The organism is Mesorhizobium sp. M0276 (genome assembly GCF_040321755.1).
Classification (GTDB): domain Bacteria; phylum Pseudomonadota; class Alphaproteobacteria; order Rhizobiales; family Rhizobiaceae; genus Mesorhizobium.
Map to the genome: position 1 here is coordinate 1 of NZ_JAMYSC010000116.1, position 6,876 is coordinate 6,876.

Here is a 6,876-nt window from a genome sequence, read left to right on the forward strand (position 1 = left end):
AGATGCGCAACGCCGGCGAAGCGGAAGGCTCGAAAAGCGCTTGACTTCAACACGCCAATAGAGAAGCAACCCTCGGACGCGCAGTATAGGGCGAGCCACCTCACCGGCAGAGGCGGACATACGGTCTTACGCTTGGTCTGACGGTTCTAAACCTTGATGTCCTTCACGCGTGAGATGTTTTGCGCCGGGGTGATAACCTTGCGCCAATTCTAGATCGGATCGCGTACCAAAGGGCAGGTCATGCAATGTCCGCCTCCGCGTCCGCGACTGAGTTCTCCGTCTTCGATCGTTATCACTTCGACACCGGCCCGTTTCAATTGCTTGTTGGTGAGAACGTTCCGATTGTAGGCAATGACAACGCCCGGCTCAATGGCTATGACGTTGTTTGCGTCGGTCCATTGTTCTCGCACCGCGTCGTCACTATCCCCGCCCGTGGCAACGGCGCGCAAAGCTTTGAATCCCAAAGCCTTAGCCACAACAGTTAAAAAGGGTTCAGTCTCTTCAATGACATCCACTTTGCCGCGGAGCTTGCCAGGGCGGAGCGTGAATGTTCGCATCCTCTCAACTACTGGCGGAAAGACTGTCACGAGGTCTCGATCGCAAAAAGTAAAGATTGTGTCCAAGTGCATGAACCTCCGATCCCTCGGCATCAGCGTGGCGATTACGGATGTAATGTTGCCGTCCTTAAAGAGCTTTTGAGCTAGGGCTTCAACGGCCTGTGGCGTAGTCCGCTCTCCCATCCCGATTAAAACGGCACCGCCACCGATCGGCATCACGTCGCCTCCTTCTAGACTGTAATTTCCTTCTGCTCGACCCGATGACAGATAACTAAAGTTTACATTGCGAAATCGTGGGTGAAACCGGTAAACAGCTTCAACATTGTCGGCTTCCGGCTGCCTTGCGGGCGAATACATCGAATTTATTGAGACATTGCCGTAGATCCACGAGGAGCTATCCCGTGTGAAAAGCTGGTTCGGTAGCGGTAGTAGAACGAAGTCCTCAGATCGTGAAGTTCGACAAGTCAGTCCGCTTGACGCAAAGCCAAGATCTGCCCGAGCGAGGCCCCCAACTAGACAGTTCGCGAGCTCGTTGGCTGTCCTCTCATCAAGCCAAGACCGCAAATCGTCGATGAAGTCTAGCCCCACAATGGAAGGGTGAATCCGTCGATCCAGAAGCCAGCGGCGCGCTTCGGGTATTTCCATAGTTTCCGAAAGCATTTTGCCGAGAGCATGGACGGTGACGCCGTGTCGATGTAGGACGTCTACGAAGGCATCGTGCTCCTCCTGCGCTCGCTCGACCCAGAGTATATCCTCGAAGAGAAGATCCCTGCAGTTCTCCGGTGTGAGACGGCGAAGGCTGAACCCCGGCCGGTGGACCAGCACTTCGCGTAGCTTGCCGACTTCTGAATGAACGCCTAAATTCGTCATGTAATTCCTCCATGATCAGCCAATTACCTGAGGCGCCATATTTACAGGCCTAAGCAGCATGGAGCGGCAACTTAATCCTTTGGCTTCCGGTGTTGGGCAAATCAACGAGATCCGGTCGGTCGTGAACGCTGGCAGAACATATGTTCTGGCATGAGCAGGCTCCGCTATAAGGTGAACTCTTTAACACAAGCAAAAATCGCACCATATCTGGAAATGTCTTTTTTCTGGCCAACACCAGGCCTCTTCCCCACCTCCGCAGAGCGTCGAAGTGTCATGAACCGCACGGGTATGCCGTAAGCGGCCGGTGACGACCGCCTTTCGTGGCGCGGCTCGGATCAGATAGCCTTGGGTCTGGACTGTGAGGATAGTGTCCATGAGCGGGGCTTTAATGGACACTATTGACGCACGAGAGCCCATTTGAAGATCTCTTGCGCCTACCTACAGCTCATATTGTCGCCCGCTTTGATTCAGGAATCCAGAACGGCGCCGCCGGCCCACCGCACCCAATGGTCAAGATTCTCACACTTTCTTCCATGCTTCACTCCTTCATACACTTTTCTCATAGCACAAAGAAGCGTCCTGATCCCACGTTACTTGGTATAAAAAAATGTTTTCTACTGTTGTAAGTCATTCACAAAAATTAACATTACCTTAACGTTTACAGTTTGAATTTCACATCTTCCCGTGCAATACTGAGGAACGAAGGCTGATGCCAATAGGTTGCGGTGTAGACAGTCGAGGCCCCTTGGGGAGCCGATGCCTAACTCAGGCAAGCTAAGCGTCATCTCTCTGAGAAAGCACAATAGAATGTTAGGCAACCAATGTCGCCCGTGGCTCGGTCACCAGATGCTGTACTGGAAGTCAATCTCGCAGCATTACGGTCAAACTTCGAAACAATATCGACCTTTGTCGGGCCTCGGGTTGAGGTAAGTGCTGTAGTTAAGGGCGATGCATATGGACTAGGTGTCGAAATGGTGTCGATGACTCTAGCTGAAGCCGGTTGCCGAGTGTTTTTCGTAGCAAGTATAAATGAGGCAATAACCTTACGATCCATTCTGCGGGGCCCGACGGTCGTTGTATTTGGAGGCGGCCTGCGAAGGGATTTTGATGTCTACTCCCACTTTGAATTGACGCCGGTTGTTAATAATTGCGAGGATCTCCGTTTCACGGCAAGTGTAAAGTCACTCCCTTACTTCTTAAACGTGGACACCGGATTCTCTCGGGCCGGCCTCAACATGGAACAGTTGCGCCAAGAGTGCCTAACGCGCACCTTTCAGAGGTATCCTCCCGAGGTAATATTTAGCCATCTTGCATGCGCCGGATACTCCTCGGACGTGACAAATTCTCTCCAGCGTGATCGCTTCCAATCAATTTACAATTTACTTAGACCTGCTCGCGGGAGTTTGGCCGCTTCCGCAGGCGCCTGGCTCGGCAAGTCTTATCACTTTGACATGGTGCGGGCCGGTTCGGCGTTGTACGGGCTCAACACCACGTGCGTCCGCCCAAGCCCGTTTCAATCCGTGATCAATCTCCGAGCAAAAATTCTGGAAGTGCGCAACGTGCCCGATAAGGAAGCGGTCGGGTATGGCGGGACTTATCGCACAGCTAGAGACAGTCGAATGGCGATCGTAGGGATCGGCTATAAGCATGGTGTCCCATGGGCTTGTGCAAATAAGATTTCTGTCCTTTGCGCTGGTCGCCCCGCCGCTCAAGTTGGCAGCATTATGATGGACTCTATGGCGATAGATGTTACAGATATAGCTGAAGTAAACTGTCAACCAGGATCGTTCGTGGACATCTTACACCGGGACTTCACGGTTGATGACCTCGCAGCAGTCGCGCACGCAAGTCCGCATGAAGTATTGATACACTTGGGTGCTGGATGTTTTAAGGAATATATAACAGAGTCAGCCTAGCTTAACCTTATTGCTGGCGTTGCGAAATTTGACACTTTTGACTTCTATGCGGCTGAGCATTTGGTGCGGTATATAATGCGGAAATGATGGTCAATGAGTGACAGATATCATCGTAGTATTGCTTTCCGAAATATACACTGTAGGCCGATTATTCAACGAGATGCTCGTGGACAGTCAAGGAAAAGGCGTCCTGTTAGTCCTCGTTTCTGATGTGCCATGGAGCACAGGGAGTGTTGTTGTCCTGGTCTATAGACTTCCATCGTCGATAGTATTCTTGCGGATAGGTATTTTCCTTCCTAGGTGCTTTATTCCCAGCATTTGCTGGAGCGGATTGAGAGTGAAGCAGAGACGTGTGATGAGTGGAACGTGCCGATCCGGCGGGCATCCCGGGTTCTGGAGTTTGACACGTCGACCCATCACTACAAGTCCCGCCGCCGCGATCAGCCGGCATCGAGGCTCGGATCAAGGACATCTGCGCCACACGCGCGCGCTACGGCTACCGGCGCGTGCACGTGATGCTCACGCGCGAGGGCTGCCACATCAACATGAAGCGAACCTATCGCATTTACAGGAATTTGGCCTCCAACTGAGGAACAAGACGCCCAAGAGGCGTGTGAAGGGAAGCTGCGGGAAGGCGGGGGGAAGCCGTCGGCCCGAACACGTCTGGCGATGGACTTCGTCCACGATCAGCTCGCGACGGGCAAGGAGATCCGTGTGCTGACGGTCGTCGACACGTCCCGCTATATGCCTGTGCTCGACCGCGCTTCACTATCGGGCGGAGGATGTGGTCAGGGCACTGGAACAGGTCTGTCCGAAGATCGGTATCCGAAGACGATCCGCGTCGACCAAGGCTCCGAGTTCGTCTCCCGCGACCTCGACCTATGGACCTACGCGAAAGGCGTGAGGCTTGACTTCAGCCAGGAAAGCCGACCGACAACGCCTACATCGAAGCCTTCAACGGCCGCTTCAGGGCGGAGTGCCTGAAGGCCCACTGATTCCTGACCCTTGCCGAGGCGCCGAAAAGTTGGAGGATTGGCGCAGATAACTACTCTACAACGAGGAACGCCCACATGGGGCGATCGGACACAAGGCCCCGATCTCGTTGCTCAATCCCGATGGCGCCGCCAGCCCGCCATCGTCAGAAAGCCGGGAAACTCTACCTTCCGGCGGTCCAGAGAATGGTATCGGAGCGACCGAGACGGATACTCTAATCGCAACTGGATGAAAGTTCAGTTGCAGACCGCTTACTCGCGCAGGATCCTGTCCGCCATTCCTGGGAGAAGCTCGACAATCGACAACGGTCGGGTGTGTTGAGTCAGCGACACGATGGTGTTGGGCCGGTTCCTATGCGCTCTTATTAAGCTATGGAACAACATAAAAATCTCCCTGCGTTTCTTCTGCACAGTTGGCACGACTCTTGAGAGACTACCTTATGAGACGGCGGCGGCTGCCAACCGGCATTTCGTGTCGCGATCGATGGGACGAAGGAAGGAAAGCAACATGTCAAGGCAGCACTGTCATCTTAAGAAACGTTCTTTCAAGCGTTGGCCAGCCCTACCCATTAATGGCGACGCCGGCTCGCTGGCCGAGATGTTCAACCGCGCACTTAGCATTGTAAGTCGACGATGCCGCGCGGAGGGGCACTCAGTACGAGCTCGCATTCAAGGAGGAAGACGATATGCATAACGCCACAATGCTTTCGACTGCACGAGAAGTCCTATCTAGGACGCGCCTAATTCTTCTTGCTGGAGGCTCATCAAATGAGCGCGAGAGCTCTCTTTCAAATCGAGATGCACTGTTGCCGTATCTTCAAAAACTGTGCCGTTCAGTTGACGTTGTGGACACGAACGATGTAGACCATCTTATTCGCGCCGTCCGCCAATGCGACTTCGTACTAAATATTGTCTATGGCGCAGGGGGCGAAGACGGTACGATGCAGGGGTTCCTTGACATCCTACGCGTTCCCTACTCCGGGCCATCAATTCTGCCCTCCGCGATCGGAATGAACAAAGAGATCTTTGTCTCATTGCTTCGAGGCTTGGGCTATCCAGTCCCACACGGCTGCTTAGTAACAGCCCTGGGAGATCCCCAGTCCTGGCCGTGCGAACTCCAGCAGTCGCGGGTACTTGTCCTCAAACCAATTGACGAAGGGAACAGTCTCGGGATCAAGATTCTGGATGGCCAGGTTGCAGCCGCAGAGGCAATTACCCGAATCCAATCTACTGACCGCTCCAGATGGCGCCTTGAGGAATTCATCGATGGGCCATTCGGTACCGTCGGCATCTTTCAAGTTGACCAAGAGCTTATCATAGGCGATGCCGTGCTATTCGACCTTCCAGACGGCTGGCGCTTCTACGATAACCGGTTGAAGGTGAAGTCGGTTGATGAGCGTGCCACACCCAGGATACTCCATGGGCTGGCGGCAGAACGTATCCGCGATGATGCCCTCAGGCTTTATAGACAGTTGAACTGCAAAGGGCTTGTGCGCTTCGACTTTATCTATAACGACGGCGCCCCGGTCTATCTTGAGGCTAACACCATCCCAGGACTGTATCCTGGCAGCAATGCGGCACTCTCCTTCCAATCAGGGTTTTCGTTCGAAGATCTCCTCACATTGAGCACTGCTGCGCAAATTCCGGGGCAGCTAAAATGAGACCAGTGGCTAGGGGAGATCCAGCGTACGCCTCAGGCGAGGGCCGCCTTGCGCGAGCATGGCACGGCAGCGAGGCTGCGCTCTTAAGGCGTCCTTACGGGCATACTTAGCAGCACAGCATGAGCCATGTGACGTTATCGACCGGGCCGGAGCGGCGTCGGCGTTGGCGTGAAGAGGATCAGTGCCGGATACTGGCCGCGGCATTCGCGCCCGGGGCCACAGGCGGTGGCGCGTCAGTACGATGTCGCGACCAGCCTGATCGTCAGCGCCAAGATGAACGATATCGACCCGCAGTCCTGGCTCGCTGACGTCCTCACCCGACTGCCCGACTAAGCGAGTATGGGTTGGCCGCAGCGATTGAGGAAGACGGATCGAGAAGGGGCTCCGTCGCCGACGAGTGCCCGTAACTCGACGACGGCGGTCCACAATGGGCAGTATCGCTGCTTGCCGCCCTTGCCATGGATTTTGACGCTGGGGCCGTTCACGTCCAGGTCCGCCACCTTGACGGCGACCGCCTCTGACGCTCTCGCACGTTGTAGGGGAAAGCAGCAGCGCGTAGTCGCGCCGACTCTACTCCGTCCGCCCATCTGGAGCGGCGACCAAGGCGTCGATCTCCGCCTTTTCAAGGTAAGGAACGACCGCCTGATCGGTCTTCTTGAACGAGAAGGTCCGGGGTTAGGGTTAGGTATTGCTGCGTGCCCGAGATGTTGACGTGGCCAGAGCTAGCCTGAAAAATTCATGGGGGTTGGTGGATGTGGCGCAAGCCGTTGAAATGACGTAGGATTTGGTTGCGTCAGCCGATCCGAACCATTTCCCGGAGACCACACCCACCATGAACGATCTTGCGCTGCCGCTGAGCGGTTTGTCATCAGTCGGCGGC

At 54.8% G+C, this 6,876-nt stretch carries 6 protein-coding genes and 2 pseudogenes; 6 read left to right on the forward strand and 2 right to left on the reverse strand.

Annotation, left to right across the window (positions count from 1 at the left end):
* Positions 1–209: 209 nt before the first annotated feature.
* Positions 210–1,427 (reverse strand): arginine deiminase, encoded by a 1,218-nt coding sequence (locus NKJ01_RS35630; RefSeq protein ID WP_352735234.1) that lies wholly within the window; start codon positions 1,425–1,427, stop codon positions 210–212.
* 821 nt (positions 1,428–2,248) lie between these two features.
* Here NKJ01_RS35630 and alr point away from each other — a divergent pair.
* The 6 genes and pseudogenes from alr to NKJ01_RS35650 all read left to right on the forward strand — a co-directional run.
* Positions 2,249–3,343, forward strand: a complete 1,095-nt coding sequence (gene alr / locus NKJ01_RS35635; RefSeq protein ID WP_352735236.1) for an alanine racemase — start codon at positions 2,249–2,251, stop codon at positions 3,341–3,343.
* A gap of 512 nt (positions 3,344–3,855) precedes the next feature.
* Entirely contained in the window at positions 3,856–3,933 is a 78-nt protein-coding gene (locus NKJ01_RS36620) for a hypothetical protein (protein WP_502905957.1), read from the forward strand.
* A 79-nt stretch (positions 3,934–4,012) separates the two neighbouring features.
* Positions 4,013–4,216, forward strand: a pseudogene (locus NKJ01_RS36625) (IS3 family transposase); the annotation flags it as partial.
* Between the two features lie 71 nt (positions 4,217–4,287).
* Positions 4,288–4,338 carry a hypothetical protein gene (locus tag NKJ01_RS36630; RefSeq protein WP_502905959.1) on the forward strand — a complete coding sequence of 17 codons (51 nt, stop codon included), beginning with the start codon at positions 4,288–4,290 and terminating at the stop codon, positions 4,336–4,338.
* A 683-nt stretch (positions 4,339–5,021) separates the two neighbouring features.
* Positions 5,022–5,996 carry a D-alanine--D-alanine ligase family protein gene (locus NKJ01_RS35645; RefSeq protein ID WP_352735238.1) on the forward strand — a complete coding sequence of 325 codons (975 nt, stop codon included), beginning with the start codon at positions 5,022–5,024 and terminating at the stop codon, positions 5,994–5,996.
* A 252-nt stretch (positions 5,997–6,248) separates the two neighbouring features.
* Positions 6,249–6,326: pseudogene (locus NKJ01_RS35650) on the forward strand (transposase domain-containing protein); the annotation flags it as partial.
* A gap of 351 nt (positions 6,327–6,677) precedes the next feature.
* On the opposite strand, the gene NKJ01_RS35655 reads toward NKJ01_RS35650, so the two are convergent.
* The coding region (locus NKJ01_RS35655; RefSeq protein WP_352735240.1) for a hypothetical protein at positions 6,678–6,876 on the reverse strand (199 nt) is incomplete at its 5' end.